Origin of the sequence: Sphingomonas sp. GM_Shp_1 (assembly GCF_026540895.1) — a bacterium.
Taxonomy (GTDB): Bacteria; Pseudomonadota; Alphaproteobacteria; order Sphingomonadales; family Sphingomonadaceae; genus Sphingomonas.
Map to the genome: position 1 here is coordinate 1 of NZ_JALNUR010000016.1, position 17,816 is coordinate 17,816.

General features: G+C 66.4%; 16 protein-coding genes. 9 read left to right on the forward strand and 7 right to left on the reverse strand.

The window, feature by feature from the left end:
- Complete coding sequence (locus OXQ33_RS09815) at positions 1-501, reverse strand: SH3 domain-containing protein (protein ID WP_267434509.1); 501 nt, start codon at positions 499-501, stop codon at positions 1-3.
- Between the two features lie 124 nt (positions 502-625).
- On the opposite strand from OXQ33_RS09815, the gene OXQ33_RS09820 reads away from it, so the two are divergent.
- Complete coding sequence (locus tag OXQ33_RS09820; RefSeq protein WP_267434510.1) at positions 626-1,624, forward strand: D-glycerate dehydrogenase; 999 nt, start codon at positions 626-628, stop codon at positions 1,622-1,624.
- Between the two features lie 103 nt (positions 1,625-1,727).
- A complete protein-coding gene (locus tag OXQ33_RS09825) occupies positions 1,728-1,919 on the forward strand; it encodes a hypothetical protein (protein ID WP_267434511.1) in 192 nt (63 codons plus the stop codon).
- A gap of 2 nt (positions 1,920-1,921) precedes the next feature.
- On the opposite strand, the gene OXQ33_RS09830 is transcribed toward OXQ33_RS09825, so the two are convergent.
- The 4 genes from OXQ33_RS09830 to OXQ33_RS09845 form a co-directional block, all read right to left on the reverse strand.
- Entirely contained in the window at positions 1,922-2,407 is a 486-nt protein-coding gene (locus tag OXQ33_RS09830; protein ID WP_267434512.1) for a hypothetical protein, read from the reverse strand.
- 8 nt (positions 2,408-2,415) lie between these two features.
- Positions 2,416-3,819, reverse strand: coding sequence for a nitronate monooxygenase (locus tag OXQ33_RS09835; RefSeq protein ID WP_267434513.1), 1,404 nt, complete (start codon positions 3,817-3,819; stop codon positions 2,416-2,418).
- 89 nt (positions 3,820-3,908) lie between these two features.
- A complete protein-coding gene (locus tag OXQ33_RS09840; protein WP_267434514.1) occupies positions 3,909-5,045 on the reverse strand; it encodes a glycosyltransferase family 4 protein in 1,137 nt (378 codons plus the stop codon).
- A 98-nt stretch (positions 5,046-5,143) separates the two neighbouring features.
- Positions 5,144-6,004 (reverse strand): alpha/beta hydrolase, encoded by an 861-nt coding sequence (locus OXQ33_RS09845; protein WP_267434515.1) that lies wholly within the window; start codon positions 6,002-6,004, stop codon positions 5,144-5,146.
- A gap of 37 nt (positions 6,005-6,041) precedes the next feature.
- Here OXQ33_RS09845 and OXQ33_RS09850 point away from each other — a divergent pair, with 37 nt between their 5' ends.
- On the forward strand, positions 6,042-7,418 hold the full coding sequence (locus tag OXQ33_RS09850) for a protein adenylyltransferase SelO family protein (RefSeq protein ID WP_267434516.1): 1,377 nt from the start codon (positions 6,042-6,044) through the stop codon (positions 7,416-7,418).
- A gap of 10 nt (positions 7,419-7,428) precedes the next feature.
- Entirely contained in the window at positions 7,429-8,838 is a 1,410-nt protein-coding gene (gene astD / locus OXQ33_RS09855; protein ID WP_267434517.1) for a succinylglutamate-semialdehyde dehydrogenase, read from the forward strand.
- Between the two features lie 40 nt (positions 8,839-8,878).
- Here the strand turns inward: astD and OXQ33_RS09860 are convergent, their stop codons facing one another.
- A complete protein-coding gene (locus OXQ33_RS09860) occupies positions 8,879-11,824 on the reverse strand; it encodes a TonB-dependent receptor (protein WP_267434518.1) in 2,946 nt (981 codons plus the stop codon).
- Between the two features lie 251 nt (positions 11,825-12,075).
- On the opposite strand from OXQ33_RS09860, the gene cobA reads away from it, so the two are divergent.
- The 5 genes from cobA to OXQ33_RS09885 are packed head-to-tail and all read left to right on the forward strand — an operon-like array spanning position 12,076 to position 15,987.
- Complete coding sequence (gene cobA / locus OXQ33_RS09865; protein ID WP_267434519.1) at positions 12,076-12,867, forward strand: uroporphyrinogen-III C-methyltransferase; 792 nt, start codon at positions 12,076-12,078, stop codon at positions 12,865-12,867.
- The gene (locus OXQ33_RS09870) at positions 12,864-13,160 is read left to right on the forward strand and encodes a DUF2849 domain-containing protein (RefSeq protein ID WP_267434520.1); all 297 of its coding nucleotides are present in this window, start codon (positions 12,864-12,866) and stop codon (positions 13,158-13,160) included. Before cobA ends, OXQ33_RS09870 begins: the two co-directional genes overlap by 4 nt.
- Before the next feature lie 11 nt (positions 13,161-13,171).
- Positions 13,172-14,797, forward strand: coding sequence for a nitrite/sulfite reductase (locus OXQ33_RS09875; RefSeq protein WP_267434521.1), 1,626 nt, complete (start codon positions 13,172-13,174; stop codon positions 14,795-14,797).
- Positions 14,790-15,248 (forward strand): DUF934 domain-containing protein, encoded by a 459-nt coding sequence (locus tag OXQ33_RS09880; RefSeq protein ID WP_267434522.1) that lies wholly within the window; start codon positions 14,790-14,792, stop codon positions 15,246-15,248. Before OXQ33_RS09875 ends, OXQ33_RS09880 begins: the two co-directional genes overlap by 8 nt.
- Positions 15,241-15,987 (forward strand): phosphoadenylyl-sulfate reductase, encoded by a 747-nt coding sequence (locus OXQ33_RS09885; protein WP_267434523.1) that lies wholly within the window; start codon positions 15,241-15,243, stop codon positions 15,985-15,987. Before OXQ33_RS09880 ends, OXQ33_RS09885 begins: the two co-directional genes overlap by 8 nt.
- A 311-nt stretch (positions 15,988-16,298) precedes the next feature.
- Here OXQ33_RS09885 and OXQ33_RS09890 read toward each other — a convergent pair whose 3' ends face one another.
- On the reverse strand, positions 16,299-17,792 hold the full coding sequence (locus OXQ33_RS09890) for a replicative DNA helicase (RefSeq protein WP_267434524.1): 1,494 nt from the start codon (positions 17,790-17,792) through the stop codon (positions 16,299-16,301).
- Between the last annotated feature and the right edge of the window lie 24 nt (positions 17,793-17,816).

The following is a 17,816-nucleotide window of genomic DNA, read 5'->3' on the forward strand; positions in this document are numbered from 1 at the left end:
TTAAGACACCACCTCACCCGGCTCGACGCCCCAGATCGACCCGACCGGCACGAACCCCGCCTGGCCCTTCACATCCAGCCGGCACCAGCCGCCATTGCACTCGCTGATCCGCCCGACGACGCCGGGGGCGGCGCGCCACAGCGTCTTGGCATTCTCATTCGGGACCGAGCGCATCGGCAGCGGGTCCGTCCCGCGCACGATGGCGGTGCGGGTGTTGCGCAACAGGACGGACAGCATCCACCCCTCGGTCCCGTCGGGGTCCTGCACCTTGCGCCATTCCTTGAACGCGGCGACGATCTTCACCGGCAGATCGGCCCGGCGATAGGTCCAGCTGGCCGGATAGGTGCGCGCCGGGCCGGTCCGCATCCGCGCCACCGAGGCGCCGATCGAGCCGTAATAGGGCATGGCCCGCTTTTCCGGCGCGGCGATCGCCGCGGGGGCGATCGGCCCCGCCGACAGCATCACCGACAGCAAAGCCAGCCCGATCATGGACCTGCGCATTCCGTTTCCCTTTTTCCGCCCGCTCTCGTCTTTGGGCTCTACGCCGATGCGGGGGGCCGCTTCAACCTCTGGATGGCCGCATCGCCGGTTGACGGACCGCCGGGCATGCCGCAATCCGGTGGCCATGGTCGATCCGCGCCGCTGCCTGAACCCCAGGGTGGTCGTCACCCGCGAACTGCCCGATCCCATCATGGACCGGATGGCCGCGCTGTTCGACACGCACCTCAATCGCGGCGACGAGAAGATGAGCCAGGCCGCGCTCGCCGCCGCCATGGCCGATTGCGACGTGCTGGTCCCCACCGTCACCGATGCGATCGACGCCGATCTGATCGCGGGCGCAGGTCCCCGGCTGAAGCTGATCGCCAATTTCGGGGCGGGTGTGAATCATATCGACCTGAAGGCCGCGCGGGCGCGCGGGATCATCGTCACCAACACGCCCGGCGTCCTGACCGAGGATACCGCCGACATGACGATGGCGCTGATCCTGTCGGTGCCGCGCCGCTTGGCCGAGGGCGAGAAGCTGGTCCGCTCGGGCGCGTGGAAGGGGTGGAGTCCCGGCGGGATGCTGGGCCACCGGATCGGCGGCAAGGCGCTGGGCATCGTCGGCATGGGGCGGATCGGCCAGGCGGTCGCGCGGCGCGCGCGTGCCTTCGGCCTGTCGATCCATTATCACAACCGCCGCCGCCTGCCCGCCAGTATCGAGGAGGAGTTGGGGGCGACCTGGTATCCCGATCTCGACGCGATGCTGGGCGCGGTCGACATCGTGTCGATCCACACGCCGCTCAACGCCGACAGCCACGACCTGATCGACCGCCGCCGCATCGCCCTAATGCGCCCCCATGTCTACCTGATCAACGCCAGCCGGGGCGGGATCGTCGACGAGGAGGCGATGGTCGACGCGCTGGAGGCGGGCAGGCTGGCGGGCGCGGGGCTCGACGTCTGGCGGCACGAGCCGGAGATAGACCCGCGCCTACTGGCGCTCCCCAATGTGGTGATGACGCCGCATATGGGCTCGGCGACGCTGGAGGGGCGCATGGCCTCGGGCGAGAAGGTCATCGCCAATATCCGCAGCTGGGCCGATGGCCACCGACCGCCGGACCAGGTGCTGGAGGGGTGGCTTTAGGGCGGGTTGCGACCCTCCCCTGATCCATATCAAAATGTTGCGGCGCGGAACCGTCGGGGAGCCGCCGCATTCCCCCTCCTGTTATTCAACAGGAGCTACCTCTATGAAAAAGCTAGCAATCGGCCTGACCCTCGCCGCCGCCGCCGTATCGATGTCGGCCTGTTCGACGCTGAAGGGCGCGGCGATCGGTGGTGCGGGCGGCGCGGGTGTCGCGGCGGCGACCGGGGGTAGCGTCGAAAAGGGTGCAGCGGTCGGCGGCACGGCGGGTGCCGTGGTCGGCACCGTCGCGGACTGACCTTACCTTGCGGGAGTTCCTGCCTCGGGCGGGGCTCCCGCCGCCTCCAGCGCCGCCGCCCGAGCGGCGTCCTTGGGTCGACCGAACCGGCGGAACAGACCCAGCAACTCGGCACGATCGGGTACGAACAGCGCGCCCCCGCCCAGCATCACCCGTTCGCGGGAGCGCGGCTTGACCGGATGCCAGACATTCGCTTCGGCGACGCAGAATCCCGCCATCACCTCGACCGGCACCGGCGGCACCATCCAGCGGGCGAAGACCGTCGAGCGAAACAGCGGGTCCGGCGACATGTCCAGCGGCACTATGCCGAGCCGATCCAGCACCGCCCCGGCCAGGCCCTCCTCGACCAGCAGATCGACGTCCTTGACCGTCCCGGCCTCGATCCCGTGCAGCGCCACGCCCGCGCTGCCGATGATCCACCAGTCGCGTGGAAAGGACACCATCGCCTCGGCCACGTCCTGCAACGTCGCGCGAAGCTCCGGCGTCATGGCGTCGATCAGTCGCCGGTCAGGATGCGGTCGACCAACTGCTTCACGGTCGGCACGAACCCGTTCGAGTAGAAGGGATCGCGCTTGAAGTTGTAGGCCGCATGCCCCGCGAACATCAGGTTCTGCTCGACATCGCCGCCATGGGCGATGTCCTGCAGCGTCTTCTGGATGCAGAAGCTGCGCGGGTCGGCCAGGCGACCCGTCGAGTTGGTTTCGCTGTCCGCCCAGCTGGAGAACAGGCACTGCGACAGGCAGCCCATGCAGTCGGCCTGGTCCTTACGGATTTCCTTGGCCTCTTCCGGCGTGACGAAGACCAGCGTGTTGTCCGGCGTCTTCAGCGCCATGGTGAAGCCATGGCCGAACCATTCGCGCGCGCGCAGCAGGTCGCCCTTGGTTACCCAAAAATTCTTGCCCTTCACGCCCACGTCGAGCTGGAAGACATGGTCGCCCGCTTCCTGGGTCGAGAAGGCGATCTGGCGCTCGGAGCGCGCTTCCAGGCTGCGCAGGAAAGGATTGCGCACCGCGCTGGAATAGAAACCGGTCGGCGAGAAGCGATGCAGGAGCACATCGCCCTGCTCGATCGTCATCAACCGCTGCTTCCACTCCTCGGGGATCGGGCTCTCCTGGGTCAGGAGCGGACGGGTGCCGAACTGGAAGGCGATCTTGCCCAGCTCGGGGTTATCGATCCAGTCGTTCCAATCGCGCAGATACCAGACGCCGCCCGCCATCACGATCGGCACCTCGTCCGAAATCCCGCCCTCGCGCATCGTATCGCGCAGCGCTTTCACGCGGGGGTACGGGTCCTGCGGCTGCAACGGGTCTTCGGCGTTGGACAGGCCGTTATGGCCACCGGCGAGCCAGGGATCCTCATAGACCACCGCCGCCAACCATTCCGCCGCCTTGGAATAGGCGCGCTTCCACAGCGCGCGGAAGGCGCGGCCCGAAGAGACGATCGGCAGATAGCTGACCTGGTGATGCGCCGCGATCTCGGACAGCTTGTAAGGCATGCCAGCACCACAGGTGACGCCCGCGACCAGGCCCTTGGTACGCTCCAGCACGCCTTCCAAGACCCGCTGCGCGCCGCCCATTTCCCACAGCACGTTGATGTTGATCGCGCCCTTGCCACCGGCGATGTCCCAGGCGCGCTTCACCTGCTGCACCGCGCCCTCGATGGCATATTCGATCAGTTCCTCGTGCCGCTCGCGCCGGGTCAGCGCGCGGTAGATCTGGGGAATGATCTTGCCCTCGGCGTCATAGCTGTCGGCATTGACCGCGGACACGGTCCCGACGCCGCCCGCCGCCGCCCAGGCACCCGCCGAGGCATGATTGGTCGCAGCGACGCCCTTCCCGCCTTCGATCAGCGGCCAGACTTCGCGGCCGTTGTACAGGATGGGGCTCAAGCCTTTGAACACGTCGTTACCTTGTCTGTCCGAAAGGGTCTCATATAGCGTGTTAGGAACGCTAGGCGAGGGGGAATTAAAGACACGGCCGGGTGCCGGGTTCAACCCAATGCGCCGGGCCGTCCCAGGACCTGTTCGTACAGCGCCTTGTACCGGGCGACCATGTGGCTCTGGTCGAACTCGGCGCGGGCGCGCTGCTGGTTGGCGGCCCCCGCCTGCGCGCGCAGCTCGGGATGCGCGATCAGCGCCTGGATCACGTCGCGCAGCCGCACCTCGTTGGGTGCATCGGCGATGAACGGATGATTGGCCTCCGACACCATCGACCGCACATCGCCCACCGGCAGCGAGGCGATGGGCAAGCCCGCCGCCATCCCTTCCAGCACCGAAATCGGCGCCTGTTCGGACAGCGAGGACAGCGCGACGATGTCGAAATGCCGGATATAATTATAGGGCCGCTCCAGAAAGCCCGGCATGACCAGCCGGTCGGCGATGCCCATGGCGGCGGCGGCCTGCTGGATGGTGGCGCGCTCCGGCCCCTCGCCGACGATGACCAGGCGGAAGCGCCCGGGGATGCCGCCCATCGCGCGGACCAGCATCGGCAGGTTCTTGACCACCCGCAGGCCCGCCAGCGCCCCGACGACGATCTCCTTGGGCTGGCGCACGAAGCCGGGAATGCCGTTCGGATCGGGGTCGCGCGCGTACAGCGCGGTCGCGATGCCGTTGGGGATGCGGTGGACCCGCTCGGCGGGCTGCTTCCAGGTGCGGAGCGCGATGCCCTCCAGCACATGGCTGGGCACCGCCAGCGCATTCGCCGCCGACAGGGCGATGCGGCGATAGATGTTGCGCTCCAGCTTCAGGCCGCGCGCTTCGTCGGCGTTGAACCCGTCCTCGTGATGGACCAGCGGCGGCGCACCCTTGGGATAGACGCGCCGCGCCATCACCCCGTCGATCGCGCCCCAATTATAGGTCAGCACCAGGTCGAAGCGGCGCATATAGGCGGCGATCGCCTCGTACCGCTTGACCGAGGGCTTGCCGGTCAGCGACGGCGCATCCTGTGCGATCTCGTAGCGTATGCCCTTGGCGATCGAATCCCGCGCGCCCAGTTCGTCGGGCAGCCCCGAGACGATGGTGTGCTTGGCCGCATCGCCGAACGCATTCATCAGCGCGACCGCCCGCGCCTCCTTGCCGCCCAGCGAGAAGGAGGAGTGGAGGTGGAGGATGTTCAGCGGTCGGGCCATGCGTGCCGGATTAACGGGCGGCGGCAGAGTTGGAAACCGCTAGTGCCGACCGGCGTCGTTCTTTTCCTCCCCTTGCAGGTAAGGAATGGGATGGCCCTTTAACCCGCCACCCGGTCGAGCAGCCGCCCGATCCCCGCCAGCGCCTCCGGCTCGGTCAGCAGCGGCGTGTGGCCGACATGCGGCACCGTCACCAGTTCGGACGGCGACAGCGCCTCCACCATCCGCTCGGCAACCCCCGCGCTCAATATGTCGGAGCGCTCGCCGCGCACCACCAGCGCCGGCACTCCGTTCAGCGCGTCCAGCGCCGCCCACATGTCCGGCCCCGCCTCGGCATTGGGCACGCGGAACGGCTCGGCGATCTTCAGGTCATAGTCGAGGACGATCCGCCCCGCGCTGGTCAACCGGTGCGTACGCTTGGCCATGGCCAGCCAGTCCTCGATACCCCAGTCGGGATAGACGTCCTCGTTATTCTCCTGGACGCAGCGCGCGGCATGGAGCCAGGTGGGGAAACTCTGTCCCTTCCCCACATAGCCGCGAATCCGCGCCAGCCCGGCGGGCTCGATCTCCGGCCCGATATCGTTGAGCACCGCGCCGGCCAGCCGCCCGCGCGCGGTCGCCGCCAGCACCATCGTCACGATCCCGCCCAGCGACGTGCCGACCGCGACGAAACGGGTGATGCCCAGTTCGTCCAGCAGCGCCTCGACATCCTGGACATAGGTCAGCGGCACATAGGTCATCGGGTCCTTGGCATAGGCGCTCTCACCGCGCCCCCGGAAACTGACCGCGATCAGTCGCGCGCGCCCATCGAGCGCCTCGGCCAGTCCCTCGAAGTCGCGGGCGTTACGGGTCAGGCCGGGCAGGCAGAGGATGGGGGGCAGCGCGTCCAAGCCGGAATAGTCGCGCGCATGAAGCCGCAGGCCGTCCTTCGACCACCAATAACGATTCTCATGAGGAGTCATGCTTGAAGGTTCTCCGGTGCCGTCTCCATATCGCGGTATGCCCCTGTCCCCGCAAGCCTATCGCCCCGCCCGTCCGCTGACCGAGATCGCGGATTTTCTCGCCGATCCGGTGGAGGCGGCGGATTTTCCCCAGACCATCATCCGCTTCCGCAACGACCGCGCCGCCGCTGAGATCGGGCTGGAGACGCTGAGCGATGACGAATGGGTCACGCATCTCGGCCGGTTCTCTCCCCTGCCCGACACGCTGCCGGGGCCGATGGCGCTTCGCTATCACGGCCATCAGTTCCGCCAGTATAATTCCGATTTGGGCGACGGGCGCGGCTTCACCTTCGCGCAGATGGTGGCGAGCGACGGCCGATTGCTCGAACTCGGCACCAAGGGATCGGGGCAGACGCCCTATAGCCGCTTCGGCGATGGCCGCCTGACGCTGAAAGGCGGGGTACGCGAGATCCTGGCGACCGAGATGCTCGAGGCGCTGAACGTCCCCACCTCGCGCACGCTCTCGCTTATCGAGACGGGCGAGGCGCTGCACCGGGGCGACGAGCCCTCCCCCACCCGCTCCGCCGTGATGGTGCGGATGAGCCATGGCCATATCCGCATCGGCAGTTTCCAGCGGCTCGCCTTCGAGCGGGACGAGGCGGGGATGCGACGGCTGGTCGCCTATGTCCTGCGCCATTTCTACGGCGATGAATCGGACGATCCCGTTCGGATGATGACCCTGGTGGCGCAGCGCACCGCGACGCTGGCGGCCCGCTACATGGCCGCCGGGTTCGTTCACGGGGTGCTCAATTCCGACAATATCAACGTGACCGGCGAAAGCTTCGACTATGGCCCGTGGCGGTTCGCGCCCGTCTGGGACCCGGAATTCACCGCCGCCTATTTCGACCAGGCGGGCCTGTACGCGCTCGCGCGGCAGCCCGAGGCGATTCAGTGGGACGTGATGCAACTCGCCTCCAGCCTGCGCCTGATCGCGGAGAGCGATCCGCTGATCGCCGCGCTGGAGGGCTTCGCGACGGCCTATCAGGCGGAGATCGTGACCGCGATCCTCTGGCGGCTGGGGCTGAACCCGCGCGGCGGGACCGAGGACCGGGCACTGGTACAGACGTTCGAGCGGGCGTTGCGCACGTCGCAGGCGGGGATCGACCGCGTCTATTTCGACCTGTTCGGCGGACAGGTGCCCGATCATTATAACGAGACATGGAACGAACTGCGCGACCTGATCGAACCCTATGCACCCCGCCGCGCCCGCGACCACGCCTATTGGCAGGGAGAACCCGAATCGATGCTGATCGACGAGGTCGAGGCGATCTGGGCCCCCATCGCCGAGCGCGACGACTGGACGATGCTGTACGACAAGGTCGAACGGGTGCGGGCGATGGGTGCGGCGCTTGCCGACCCGGATGCGGCGGCCTAGCCTTTCCGCCATGACCGAATTTCTGTCGACATTCGAGCCCGCTACCGGCGCGCTGATCGCCGAGCTTCCCGTTGGGGACGCCCATGCGGAGGTGGCCGCCGCGCGAGCCGCCTGGCCGGGTTGGACCGCCACCCCGTTGAGCGAACGGGTCGAGACGTTGCGCCGCTTCGCCGAGATCGTGCGCGACCGCGCCGATGCCTTTGCCGACCTGATCGCATGCGAAACCGGCAAGCCGCTATGGGAAGCGAAGACCGAGGTGGATACGGTCGTCGCCAAGGTCGCCATCTCGATCACCGCGCAGGCCGAGCGCGCGGGCGAGCGGGCGAGCGAACAGCCGGGCGGCGGTCGCATGGCGCTGCGCCACCGGCCGCATGGCGTGCTGGCGGTGCTGGGGCCCTATAATTTCCCCGCGCATCTGCCCAACGGCCATATCGTGCCCGCCTTGCTGGCGGGCAATACGGTGGTGTTCAAGCCGTCGGAAAAGACCCCGGCGACGGGGGCGTTCCTGATCGGATGCTATCATGCGGCGGGCGTACCCGAAGGCGTCGTGCGGCTGTTGATCGGCGGGCCGGACCAGGGCCGTGCACTGGCCGGACATGACGATATCGACGGGCTGCTCTTCACCGGATCGGCGCGGACCGGCATCGCGCTCAATCGCCAGTTCGCCGAGCGACCGGAGAAAATCTTGGCGCTGGAGATGGGCGGCAACAACCCCATCATCGTCTGGGACGATCCCGATCTGGACGCCGCCGCCACATTGATCGTCCAGTCGGCCTATACCAGTGCGGGGCAACGCTGCACGGCGGGGCGGCGGTTGATCGTGGAGGATCGGCTGTACGATCCGCTGATCGCCGCACTGACCCGGCTGACCGACCGGATCATCGTGGGCGCGCCGCATGACGAGCCCGCTCCCTTCATGGGGCCGGTGATCGACAATGACGCGGCGGAACGGCTTGATATGGCTTTCGGCAAACTCGTCGGCATGGGCGCGCGGGTCATCCGTCCGCTCGAACGCCCGGTCCCCGACCGCCCCTTCCTGACGCCCGCGATCCTCGACGTGACGTGCATGGCCGAGCGGCCTGACGACGAGCTGTTCGGCCCGGTCCTGCAAGTCTCCCGCGCGCATGATTTCGCCGACGCGCTCGCCCAGGCCAACGCCACCCGCTACGGCCTGTCCGCCTCGCTGATCAGCCCCTCGCGCGAGCGGTACGAGCAATTCTGGACCGGTATTCGCGCAGGCATCGTCAACTGGAACCGCCCGACCAACGGCGCGGCATCCAGCGCGCCGTTCGGCGGCATCGGCTGGTCGGGCAATCACCGCCCCAGCGCCTATTACGCCGCCGATTATTGCGCCTATCCGGTCGCCAGCGCCGAGGTCGAGCAGGCTGCCGCGTCGATCCCGATCGGGTTGCGCGGATAGGGAAATGGCCCGGAACCGAGGTTCCGAGCCATCCCATCGCTTAGAAGCGGGCGGAGATGCCGACCCGCAATGTCCGCCCCCGGACCGTGTAATAGGTCGGGAAGGTGTTGAAATAGGAACCCGTTGCGTAATTGGTATCGGACCCGATCAGGGGCGGATCCTTGTCGAACAGGTTCTGCACGTTGAACCGCACGTCGATCCCCTTCACCAACGTGATATTGGTGTTGAAATCGAAATAGCTGTAGCCCGGAATGCGATTGGCTAGCGGATAGGTCTGGCCCGGCGTGGCCGCCAGCACGGTGTTGGTGGACAGCTTGGAATTGCTGGTCGGGCCGGTATAGCGCCAGGTGAAGCCCAGTCCCCCCTTGACCCAGGGAAGCTGCCAGTTCACGCCCGCCACATGCCGCCAGCGCGGCATCGGATCGCCGCAGGCGAAGCCGAAATAGCCCAGGCACGACCAGGGCGTATTGCCCGGTGCGAATTGCCGTTCATACTTGGTGGTCAGCGTGCCGTTGAAGTTCAGGCCGAAGGTGCCGATATTGTCGGCAAGGCCCAGACGCTTGGGGTCCAGCGCATAGTTCGTGCTGAAATCGATACCCCGCGTCGCCGTATAGCCCGAATTGTTATAGCGGGCGTCGGCGATCAGCAACTGCCCCGTCTGCGGATCGCGCTTGTAGAATTGGCAGAAGAATTCGACCTTGTTGCGATAACATTGGTCGAACGCCATGCCGATACGGGTCCATTCGAATGCGCCCTGGATGTTGATATCGTACCAGTCGACCGACGCGGTCAGGCCCGGGATGAAGCGCGGCTGGAACACCACGCCCAGCGTCTTGCTTCGCGACCGTTCGGGCTGAAGGTCGGAATTGCCGCCGTTGACGAGGGTCGTCGGACAGAAGCCGTTCGTGTCGCATCCGGTATAGCTGGTCAGCGCGTCATATTGCGCCCGCGTCATGCCGATCGAGCATTGTTCGAAGGTATAACGGGTCGCGCCCCGGCCATCGCTCGAAGCGCGCGGCGGCGCGCACAGATCGAGCATCGGCGTGTTGGGATAGCGGTTCTCACCCTCCAGACGCTGGAGCACGCCCACCCGCACCGCGCGGTTATAGCTGCCCCGGAAACGCAGGCCGTCCACCGGTGCCCAGCTCGCCTCCGCCTTCCAGCTATGGATCAGGTTCTGATAGACGTCGTAATCGGAAATCCGATAGCCGCCATTGATGCTGAGTTCCTTGACGAAGGGCTTGTCCTCCACCAGCGGAATGTCGATTTCGCCGCCCAGCTCCTTCACGCTGGTCCGCCCGTCGAAGGTCGTGAAGGTCGACCATGAGCCGAAGCCCTGCGACTGGTTGCGATATTTGCGATATTCGCCGGTGATCGCGAAGCCGACGCCGTTGGTCGCGAACGGGCTCTTGATGCCGTAATCCTCCAGCGTGCCCGACACGATCGCATTGATGACCTGCAAATCGTTCTGCTGGCGGCGGCTGCCCGGTCCGGTCACCCAGTTATAGACCGCATCGCTGATCGAGGTGTTGGACGAGAAGGCGTCGATCGGCTGGCAATCGGGATCGGTGCCGTTGATCTTGGACAGACAGGTCGGCACGCCGTTGACGTTGCGAACCTGAAGCCCGCGCGCCAGTCGATCGGCCTGATCGGGCACATACAGATGATCGGCCGACCCGTTCATGATGTTGCGGGTCTGCTGATAGCTGAGCTCGAACCGGATCTTGTCGACGATCATCCCCGACAGGTTGAGCGAGCCGCGCCAGTCGCTGGTCGTGTTGCGGAAATTCTGGATCATGCCGGGGCGGAACAGCGACAGCGCGATGGGATTGCTGAGCGCGGTGCTGCCCGCCGCTGTGCCGCAGATTTCCTGGGCCTGCGACGCGCTGAGGAACGGATTGTCGCAATTGACCGGCGCGGCGGGCGTCCACAGCCCGCCATTGACCGAATTGGCCCCCGTCTCCACGATGCGGCTGTACAGGAAGCTGCCGTTCAGCCGCATGCCCAGCGGCAGTTCCGCCGTCAGGAAGCCACCGCTGTTGACCGTTTCGCTGCGCCGCTGGATCGAATCGACCCGCTGGATACGCACCTCGTCCGCCGTGTCATAGGGACGGAAGCTGCGCGAACCGTCGCGCGCATTGGTGCGGTCCTGATCGTTGATGCTGAAATAATTATACGGGTTGTAGGTGGTGCCGTCGCACGCCCAGCTCGTATCGCCCGCATCACGATTGTTGGGGTCGAACATCAACAGCGGGCAATTGACGGTGTCGATATTCCGGAACTGGATTGGGTCGGCCTTTTTATAGGTCGCGAAACCGCTGATGTTCACCTTGCCGTCGAACAGGTTCTTGCCCGCCGCCAGCGACGCGAAATAATTGCCGCCGCCCAGATAGGTGCCGCGCGGATAGGTATAGCCCGCATTCTGTGCGACCCTGGCGAGCAGCGGGTTGTCGTTATTGTGGTTGAAGCCGCTGACCTCGCCGTCAAAGGCGATGCCGTTGAACTTGCGCTTCAGGATGAAGTTGACCACGCCCGCGATCGCGTCCGAGCCATAGACCGCCGAGGCGCCGCCGGTCATGATGTCGATCCGCTCGATCAGCGCGCCGGGGATGATGTTGACGTCATTGTCCATCCGCTGCCCGTTGAGCAGCGTCAGGGTACGGCCCGCCCCCAGGTTGCGCAGGCCAACCGGCGCTGCGCCCGATGTCCAGCTTTGCCCCTGAAGGCCCAGCATCGGCGTGACCTGCGGCAATTGCGCGAGCGCGTCCTCGACCCGGGCAAGGCCCCGTTCCTTGAGATAGGTCGAGTCGATGGTGGTGATCGGCGCGTTGCTGGTCATGTTGGGACGGACGATCCGCGTGCCCGTGACGATGACGTCCGACGGATCGCTCTTGTCCTGCTGGGCGTCGATCTTGTCGGTCGAGGCGGCCACGCCGGTCAGCGGCGCGTCATCCTGAACCGCCGGATCAGCGGTGCTGCCGGCCACCTGCGCCGATGCAACGCCAGACCATACCAACGCAATCAAAGACGCCCCTAACAAGCGCTTCGCGTAACGAAATTCCCCCATTCGACTCTTCCCCGCTTTGATCTTTGCGGAACCATTCAATCATAACTCAGAGCAATAGGCAAATATGTTATACTATATGCGTTGCAGCATGGACTGTCCCAAGCTGATCTACCGCCTCCCCAAGCATCGCTCGGTTGTGGAGCGGGCGGCGGGGGCTCATCTGTCGGAGCATGGCTAGCCTTCTCGACCCAGCCGCGCGTGGTCGCGTGATTCTTGTCGGTGCCGGACCCGGTGATCCGGGCCTGCTGACCGTTCGTGCGGTCGAGGCGATGAAGACCGCCGATGTCGTGGTGCATGACGGGCTGATCGACCCGCGCGTCCTGGACCTTGCCCCTCCGCAAGCCCAGCGTATCTCGGTCGCCAAGCGGCGAGCGCGGCACACTTTGTCGCAGGACGCGATCAACGCGCTGATCGTCGCGCATGTGAAGACCGGTGCGATCGTCGTGCGGCTGAAGGGCGGCGACCCGTTCATCTTTGGGCGCGGCGGCGAGGAAGTGGAGGCGGTGCGCGCCGCCGGGCTGCGCGTCGAAGTGATCCCCGGCGTCTCGGCGGCGCTCGGCTGCGCGGCGGAGGCGATGCTGCCGCTCACCCACCGGGATCATAGCTCGGCGGTGTCCTTCGTCGCGGGCCAGTGCAAGGGGCTGACCGATCAGGACTGGTCGGGGTTGGCCGGCCAGGGGCGTACCCTCGTCATCTATATGGGGGTGGCGACCGCGAGCGGCATCGCCGACAAGCTGATGGCCGATGGCGTCGCCCCCGACATGCCGGTCGCGGTGCTGGAGCGCGGCACGCTGGAGGGGCACCGCGCGATCCGCACCCTGCTCGCCGATCTCGGCCCGATGGTCGAGCGCGAACGGGTGCAGAGCCCCGCGATCATCGTGGTGGGCGAAGTGGTCGAATTATCGGATGCCGAGGACAAGCTCGCGCGTTGGGCTCGCGTGGCGGAAGGGATGAACGCATGAAGCTGCTGACCGGCAACGATCTGGCGACCGGCGACGTCGTCTGGTGGACCGGGCGGGAATGGTCGCGCCATATCGAGGACGCGGTCGATGTCGGCGCGCAGGGCGAGGCGATCCTGCGGGCCGAGGAAGGCGCGCGGCGGGTCAACGTGCCCTATCTGATCGACGCCGAGGCCACCGAACAGGGCCCCCGCCCCGCCCATATCAAGGACCGTATCCGCGCGCTCGGCCCCACGGTGCGCCCCGACCTGACGCTGAAGCCCGCCGATGCGGACGCCGGCGCCTGGGTTATCTGAAAGAGTAAGCGATGTATCGTTACGACGAATATGACCAGAGCATCGTCGATGCCCGTGTCGAGGAATTTCGCGACCAGGTGGAACGCCGCCTGTCGGGCGCGCTGACCGAGGATCAGTTCAAGCCGCTGCGGCTGATGAACGGCCTCTACTTGCAGCTTCACGCCTATATGCTGCGCGTCGCGGTGCCTTACGGCACGCTGGACAGCCGCCAGATGCGGATGCTGGGCCATATCGCGCGCAAATACGACCGCGGTTACGGCCATTTCACCACGCGCCAGAACATCCAGTATAACTGGATCAAGCTGGCCGACGCGCCCGACATCCTCGCCGAGCTGGCGACGGTGCAGATGCACGCCATCCAGACCTCGGGCAACTGCATCCGCAACATCTCGTCCGACCAGTTCGCCGGGGCCGCCGCCGACGAGGTCGCCGACCCACGCCCCTGGGCCGAACTGATCCGGCAATGGTCGACCTTCCACCCGGAATTCACCTATCTGCCCCGCAAGTTCAAGATCGCGGTGATCGCCGCGGACGAGGACCGGGCGGCGATGCGACTGCACGATATCGGCATCCAGTTGCTGGAGCGGGACGGTGTGCTCGGCGCGAAGATCTTCGTCGGTGGCGGCATGGGCCGCACCCCGATGATCGCGCATGAGGTGAAGGACTTCATCACCGCCGATCACCTCATGAGCTATCTAGAGGCGTGTCTGCGGGTCTATAACCGCTATGGCCGCCGCGATAATATCTACAAGGCGCGGATCAAGATCCTGCTGCACGAGATCGGCGTCGAGGCGTATCGCGAGCAGGTCGAGGCGGAGTTCGCCGCGATCCGCGACCTCGGCATCGACCCGCCGGTCGCCGAACTGGCCCGGATCACCGCGATGTTCGACGGTCCCGATTTGGCGGCGGATGCGCCCGACATGGTGGATCGCTCCGACCCCGATTTCGCGGTCTGGCTCGACCAGAACGTCGCGGCCCACAAGCAGCCCGGCCATGCCATCGTCACGATCAGCCTGAAGCCGATCGGCGGCATTCCCGGCGACGCCTCGGCAGACCAGATCGAGCTGATGGCCGATCTCGCCGAGCGCTATGGCCATGACGAGCTGCGCGTCACCCATGCCCAGAACATCGTCCTGCCGCATGTCCGCAAGGCCGACCTCCACGCCATCTGGACCGCACTTCGCGATGCCAGGCTGGCCGAGGCCAATCTCGATCTGATCTCCGACATCATCGCCTGCCCCGGCCTCGATTATTGCAGCCTGGCCAATGCCCGCTCCATCCCGCTGGCGCAGAAGATCGGCGAGCGTTTCGCCGGGCGGCAGCGCGAGCTGGGCGAGTTGAAGCTGAAGATATCGGGCTGCATCAACGCCTGCGGCCATCATCATGCCGGGCATATCGGCATCCTGGGCGTCGACAAGAAGGGCACCGAGAATTACCAGCTGCTGCTCGGCGGGTCAGGCGCGGAGGATGTCTCGCTCGGCAAGATCACCGGCCCCGGTTTCGACGAGGACGGCGTGGTCGACGCGATCGAGCGTGTGACCGACCGTTATTTGTCCCTGCGCGAGGCGGACGAGCGTTTCCTCGACACCTATCGCCGCGTCGGCATGCAGCCGTTCAAGGAAGCCATTTATGGTTGATCCGATCACCGTGAACACGAATGCGGGCGAGACGCTGCTGCGCTTTCGCGACGATGTGGTGCATGACGAACCGGCGGTGACGCTGGACGCGTTTCTGGGCCAGACCAATGCCACCGCCGTCCGGCTGGAGGCGGGGGACGACGCCCGTGCGCTGCTGCCGCATCTGGGGCAGATCGCCTTGGTAGAGATCAGCTTCCCCACCTTCCGCGACGGGCGCGGTTACTCGGCGGCGCGCATCCTGCGCGAGGCGGGGTTCGAGGGGGAACTCCGTGCGGCGGGCGATGTGCTGGTCGACCAGATCCCGCACATGCGCCGCTGCGGCTTCGACAGTTTCGCGCCGGAAAAGCCGGTCGACGCGGCAACGCTGACCAAGTTGCTGGCCCTCTATCCGCAGCCCTATCAGAAGGCGGCCGACGCCCGTGTGCCGGTGTGGAAACTCCGCCATGGCTAAGCGCGCGCTCGACCGGATCGACGTGCGGCCCGCCTATACGGCGGAGGACGCCGCCGCTTACGAAGCGCGGTTCGCCGGGGTTTCCGCGCCCGAGATGCTCCGCACCCTGCTGACCGGCGAGTTGCGTGGGCAAATCGCGGCGGTGTCGTCCTTCGGCACCGAGTCCGCCGTGCTGCTGCACATGATGGCAAGCGCCGATCCGGCGACGCCGGTGGTGTTCACCGATACGTTCAAGATGTTTCCCGAAACGCTGGCCTATCGGGACATGCTGGTTCAGCGGCTAGGCCTGCTCGACGTGCGGGTGATCCAGCCCGATCCCGCGCGGCTGGCGGCGAAGGACCCTGAGGGCATCCGCTACGGTTACGATCCCGATGGCTGCTGCGAGTTGCGCAAGGTAGAGCCACTGACCCGCGGCCTCGCCCCGTTCGAGGCTTGGATTTCGGGCCGCAAGGGCTTCCAGGCAGGCACCCGCCGCGCCCTGCCCCGCTTTGAGGTCGAGGACGGGCGGTTGAAGCTCAACCCGCTCGCCGATTGGGACAAGGCGGCACTGGACGGCTATTTCGCCGCCCACGACCTGCCGCGCCATCCGCTGGAGGCGGAAGGCTATCTGTCGATCGGCTGCGCGCCCTGCACCAGCCAAGTCAAGCCCGGCGAAGACCCGCGTGCGGGCCGCTGGCGCGGGTTCGACAAGGTCGAATGCGGGATACACCGGCCGGTGGAAGCCGTTCGGCCGGGTTGAGCCCTACGATACTAAAGGCACCACCCCGGCGATGGCCGGGGTTCAGTGGCGATGTGTTCGGTAGCACGGATACATGAGCGAGCTATGAGACGGCCTCCCACGCCCCGCCTGGCGCGCCTCAAACTTCGTGATCGCTGGGCCCCCGCCTTCGCCAGGGTCGTAAGGGAGCGGTGAGAGACACCATCCCAACATCCGCTCGCACTGAGCGAAGTCGAAGTGCACGCCCCAACGCTCCCCCCTTGGCAAAGGCCGTCCCTTGGCCTTCGACTTCGCTCAGGCTGAACGGAGGGCGGGGATAAACCCGCCCTCGATCAATACCCCGCGAAGTCGGTAAACCGCGTGATCGTCGGGTCGAACTTCATCACCACCTTGCCCGTGGCACCGTGACGCTGCTTCGCGACGATCAGCTCGGCCAGACCGTAGACCCGCTCCACCTCGGTGGCCCATTTTGCATGGTCCTCGAAGACCTTGCCGTCATCGCCTTCCATCGGGCGCTTGGGTTCGCGCTGCATCATGTAATAGTCTTCGCGGAACACGAACCAGACCATGTCGGCGTCCTGCTCGATCGAGCCCGATTCGCGAAGGTCGGACAGCATCGGGCGCTTGTCCTCGCGCTGCTCGACCGCACGGCTGAGCTGCGACAGCGCCAGCACCGGCACGTTCATGTCCTTGGCCAGCGTCTTCAGCCCACGCGAAATCTCCGAGATTTCCTGCACGCGGTTGCCTTCCGACGACTTGCCCGAGCCGGTCAGCAGCTGGAGATAGTCGACCACGACCAGCCCGATCTCGTTGTTATGCCGCCGCTGGAGCCGCCGGACGCGGGTGTGCAGCGCCGAGATCGACAAACCGCCGGTATCGTCGATGAACAGCGGCAGCTGCTCCAGCTCGGCGGCGGCGGCGGCGAGTTGGGCGAACTCGTTGCGGCTGATCTTGCCCATGCGCAGCGCTTCGGAGCTGATCCCCGACTGCTCGGCCAGGATACGCGTCGCCAGCTGGTCGGCCGACATTTCGAGACTGAAGAAGGCGACCTTCGCCCCCACCGACTCGGAGGGCGGGATGCCGTCCTGCATGTCGCGCATCCAGCGGCGCGCGGCGTTGAACGCGATGTTGGTCGCAAGCGAGGTCTTGCCCATGCCCGGACGCCCCGCCAGGATCATCAAGTCGGAGCGGTGCATACCGCCGATCTTGGCATTGACCGAGTCCAGACCCGTGGTGATGCCCGAGACATGGCCGCCCGAATTGAGCGCCCGCTCGGCATTTTTCACCGCCATGGTGGTGGCCTGGGCGAAGCTCTTCACCGCATTTTCGGAGCCGCCGTCCGCCGCGACCTTGAACAGCTCATTCTCGGCCAGTTCGATCTGCGCGCGCGGGTTCACCTCTTCGGAGGTGTCCATCGCCCGGTCGACCAGCGTCCGCCCCACCGTCACCAGCGCGCGGAGCATGGCGAGGTCGTAAATCTGCGTCGCGAACTGCCGCGCGCCGATCAGGCCCGCCCCCGATCCGGTCAGCTGGGCGAGATAGGACGGGCCGCCCAGCGCCTTCATCCCCTCGTCCGCCTCGAACATCGGGCGCAGCGTGACGGGGGTCGCCAGCATGTCGGTGGCGCGCAGATTCTTGATCGCGGCGAACACGCGGCCATGCACCGGCTCGAAGAAATGGTCCGGGTCCAGCCGGTCGACGAGGTCGTCGGCCAGCCGGTTGTCGATCATCATCGCACCCAGCAGCGCGGCCTCCGCCTCGATATTGCGGGGAAGCTGCTGCGGCTCGGTACCGGCAGCGGGGTTCGGGAATGCGAGGGTGGCCATTTCTTCGGCGTTAGCGCGGGAAGA

Coding starts and splice junctions, on each gene's coding strand:
- OXQ33_RS09815 (WP_267434509.1), bottom strand. CDS start 501: ATGCGCAGGTCCATGATCGGGCTGGCTTTGCTGTCGGTGATGCTGTCG.
- OXQ33_RS09820 (WP_267434510.1), top strand. CDS start 626: ATGGTCGATCCGCGCCGCTGCCTGAACCCCAGGGTGGTCGTCACCCGC.
- OXQ33_RS09825 (WP_267434511.1), top strand. CDS start 1,728: ATGAAAAAGCTAGCAATCGGCCTGACCCTCGCCGCCGCCGCCGTATCG.
- OXQ33_RS09830 (WP_267434512.1), bottom strand. CDS start 2,407: ATGACGCCGGAGCTTCGCGCGACGTTGCAGGACGTGGCCGAGGCGATG.
- OXQ33_RS09840 (WP_267434514.1), bottom strand. CDS start 5,045: ATGGCCCGACCGCTGAACATCCTCCACCTCCACTCCTCCTTCTCGCTG.
- OXQ33_RS09845 (WP_267434515.1), bottom strand. CDS start 6,004: ATGACTCCTCATGAGAATCGTTATTGGTGGTCGAAGGACGGCCTGCGG.
- OXQ33_RS09850 (WP_267434516.1), top strand. CDS start 6,042: ATGCCCCTGTCCCCGCAAGCCTATCGCCCCGCCCGTCCGCTGACCGAG.
- astD (WP_267434517.1), top strand. CDS start 7,429: ATGACCGAATTTCTGTCGACATTCGAGCCCGCTACCGGCGCGCTGATC.
- cobA (WP_267434519.1), top strand. CDS start 12,076: ATGGCTAGCCTTCTCGACCCAGCCGCGCGTGGTCGCGTGATTCTTGTC.
- OXQ33_RS09870 (WP_267434520.1), top strand. CDS start 12,864: ATGAAGCTGCTGACCGGCAACGATCTGGCGACCGGCGACGTCGTCTGG.
- OXQ33_RS09875 (WP_267434521.1), top strand. CDS start 13,172: ATGTATCGTTACGACGAATATGACCAGAGCATCGTCGATGCCCGTGTC.
- OXQ33_RS09880 (WP_267434522.1), top strand. CDS start 14,790: ATGGTTGATCCGATCACCGTGAACACGAATGCGGGCGAGACGCTGCTG.
- OXQ33_RS09885 (WP_267434523.1), top strand. CDS start 15,241: ATGGCTAAGCGCGCGCTCGACCGGATCGACGTGCGGCCCGCCTATACG.
- OXQ33_RS09890 (WP_267434524.1), bottom strand. CDS start 17,792: ATGGCCACCCTCGCATTCCCGAACCCCGCTGCCGGTACCGAGCCGCAG.